Genomic DNA, 2811 nt, shown 5'->3' with positions numbered 1-2811 from the left:
TTTGAGAACCCGTTGCACCCAGATTTCCACCGCCACAGGCCAGGGGAGATTTGGGTTTTTGCTTTGGATATCAACTCCAGAAAATCTTGGCCGCCTATCTTTGCTTTGCCCGGAGAGTGTGTCAAAATCGTGGATAACTTAGTCTGTCCTAGGCTTCCATAACCTTATAACTATCGCCATCATTGCTATGTTGCCATTGCCATTAATTGCTAACGGAAAAGGATTTATCCGCGCTTTAGAAAACGACGGGGCTTTGGCAGTGTATGCCCCCCTAGAAGGTGGTTATGAAGGTCGTTACCAAAGACGTCTGCGGGCTAACGGCTACACCAGTGTGTCCCTTTCCGCTAGGGGTCTGGGGGATGTGGAAGCTTATTTGATGCAGGTCCATGGGGTACGCCCAGCCCATTTAGGTAAGAAAAACATTGCCCAGGAAGGGGCAGTGGGGCCCGTTTATTTTGCCCAGCCGATCGCCGGTTACCAATTAGAAAATTTACCGGCCCAAAGTAAAGGTTTGGTGTTGTGGATTTTGGAAGGTTATATTCTCTCCCAAACCGAAATTCAAGATTTAATTAGCCTCACCAAACGGGAACCCAAACTGAAAGTGGTACTGGAAATGGGGGGCGATCGAGTTTTCCGGTGGCAACCGTTACTAGATTGCCTCCAGGCGGCCTAGGTGGCAACTTTCCGGCTGCCGGACAATTACTAATACATCAATGTGGATAAAGTCCCCTGACCGGCTGGGTTATGGGGATTTAATTATTTGCTATGCTGCAGGTTGCTCCAAGTTGGGGGATCTGCGAAAGTTTTCTTCAAAAGTCGAAAGCTCATTGCCTGCCCTATTGTGAACTCTGATTTTTACCTTATTAAACCCTGATGACTGCCCGTATTGCCCGTCCCTACACGGTTTTGTCCATTGGGGCGGCCCTGGCCACCATGGGTCTCAAGCTGGCAGCCTATGCCATTACCGATTCTGTAGGGCTGTTGTCCGATGCCCTGGAATCTACGGTTAACTTGGCTTCGGCGATCGTTGCTTTTTGGGCTCTCTCCCTAGCGGCCACCCCGGCGGATTCAGAACATCCCTTTGGCCACAGTAAAGCAGAATATTTTTCCAGTGGGCTGGAAGGGGCTTTTATTCTCATTGCGGCCCTGGGTATCGGTTACAGCGCAGTGGAACGTTTATTTCACCCCGAACCCTTGGAGCAAAGTAGCCTGGGCATTGGTTTGGCGATCGCCGCGGCACTGTTAAATGGAGCGGTGGCTTGGATCCTTTGGCGGGCAGGAAAAAGATTAAATTCCATCACCTTGCGGGCCGATGCCCAACACCTGCTAACCGATGTCTGGACTTCGGTGGGGGTAGTGGTGGCAGTGGTGCTAATTTTCTTCACTGGTTGGCAATGGTTAGACCCCCTCATTGCCCTGGGGGTAGGACTGAATGTGCTTTGGACTGGCACACACCTACTGCGAGAAACCTTTTCGAGTTTGATGGATAAATCCTTGGACTCTGGGCAATTGCAAAAAATCACCCACTGCTTTGCCACCTACGAGGACCAGGGAGTGCGCTTTCATTTATTGCAAACTAGGGAAGCCGGGTCTCAGTCCTTTATCTCTTTCCATGTTCTGGTACCGGGGCATTGGACTGTGCAACGGGGTCATGACCTCTGTGAATCGGTGGAAACGGCGATCGCCCAACGCATTGCTGGCTCCCGGGTAACTACCCATTTAGAACCCCTAGAAGATCCCAAATCTTGGCAGCATGGCGATGATTTTCCCCCATCTCCCCCTTTAGGTGAGGGCAAGCCAGATTAGATTTTGAGGTATTATGCAAAAACTTGGGCTCGGCCTCGGCCGGTTCAAGCTTCCATAAAAAACTTTTTGTCATTTGTCAAGACAGGAGAACTCTTAAAAATATGAACTATACCAAAGACGACGATGGACGGCTGAATAATTTTGCCGTTGAACCTCGGGTCTATACAGCAGATGCCCCAAGCAAAGCCGATAGAAGGAATTATTTGATCATGGCCGCCATTGCCGTTGTCCTTGTGGCCGGGTTAATTGCTGTGGCGGTGGCAGCTTCCGGGGCCAGCACTTAGTTTTCTCCTTAGATTAAAAAGGGATGGCCATTGTTGCTCTCTGGTGACGATGGCCAGTTGGCTTTTACAATTAAGTTGAGGTGAAGGGGAAAAATAGCATGGAACAACAAACCACCACTCTCTACGACACCGATTTTAATCTTTGGATTGAGCAAACTGTGCATCAGCTTAAACAGGGCGATTTACAGTCTTTGGACGTGGAGAATTTAATTGAAGAGATAGAATCCATGGGTCGCAGCGATAAACGGGAAGTCTATAGTCGCCTGAAAGTTCTTTTCCTACACCTGCTCAAATGGAAATATCAAACCCAGAAGCGCACTGGTAGCTGGAAAAATACCATTGATGAGCAACGGGATCAGCTTAATTTAATTCTGGCCGATAGCCCCAGCCTAAATCCCTATTTGCAAGCTATATTTGCCGATTGTTATCTTAAAGGAAGAAAGGGCGCAGTCAACGAAACTAATTTACCCCTCTCAAACTTTCCAGTGGATTGTCCCTTTTCTTTGGCGGAAATCCTTGATGCTGAGTTTTTGCCCGATTAACCTGTCCAAACTGAATGACTTCCCCTGCCCCTGATCCGGCCCTCTCCACGGCGATCGCCAGCATCCAACAATCGTTAAATTGGTATGCTAGCCAGCGCCGCCATTGGAACTATCCCCCTAATCTGGAATTGCAGGGAGCGGTACGCCAAGATATTCAAGCTATGCACCTGTCTCTTATA

The 2811-nt window shown here is 49.1% G+C and carries 4 protein-coding genes; all 4 read left to right on the top strand.

Annotated elements, in window-relative coordinates; genetic code table 11:
• Nucleotides 1-187: 187 nt before the first annotated feature.
• The 4 genes from IQ219_RS18715 (at nt 188) to IQ219_RS18700 (ending at nt 2632) form a co-directional block, all read left to right on the top strand.
• Complete coding sequence (locus IQ219_RS18715) at nt 188-673, top strand: NAD(P)H-quinone oxidoreductase subunit N (protein ID WP_190597693.1); 486 nt, start codon at nt 188-190, stop codon at nt 671-673.
• A 200-nt stretch (nt 674-873) separates the two neighbouring features.
• On the top strand, nt 874-1806 hold the full coding sequence (locus tag IQ219_RS18710; protein WP_194073608.1) for a cation diffusion facilitator family transporter: 933 nt from the start codon (nt 874-876) through the stop codon (nt 1804-1806).
• 101 nt (nt 1807-1907) lie between these two features.
• Nucleotides 1908-2090, top strand: coding sequence for a photosystem II assembly protein Psb34 (locus tag IQ219_RS18705; RefSeq protein WP_190597691.1), 183 nt, complete (start codon nt 1908-1910; stop codon nt 2088-2090).
• A gap of 98 nt (nt 2091-2188) precedes the next feature.
• Entirely contained in the window at nt 2189-2632 is a 444-nt protein-coding gene (locus tag IQ219_RS18700) for a DUF29 domain-containing protein (protein WP_194073607.1), read from the top strand.
• Nucleotides 2633-2811: the final 179 nt, after the last annotated feature.

This window comes from Synechocystis sp. LEGE 06083 (assembly GCF_015207725.1).
GTDB lineage: Bacteria > Cyanobacteriota > Cyanobacteriia > Cyanobacteriales > Microcystaceae > Synechocystis > Synechocystis salina.
The sequence above is the reverse complement of the archived record's forward strand: the minus strand, read 5'-3'. Positions and strand labels throughout refer to the sequence as shown.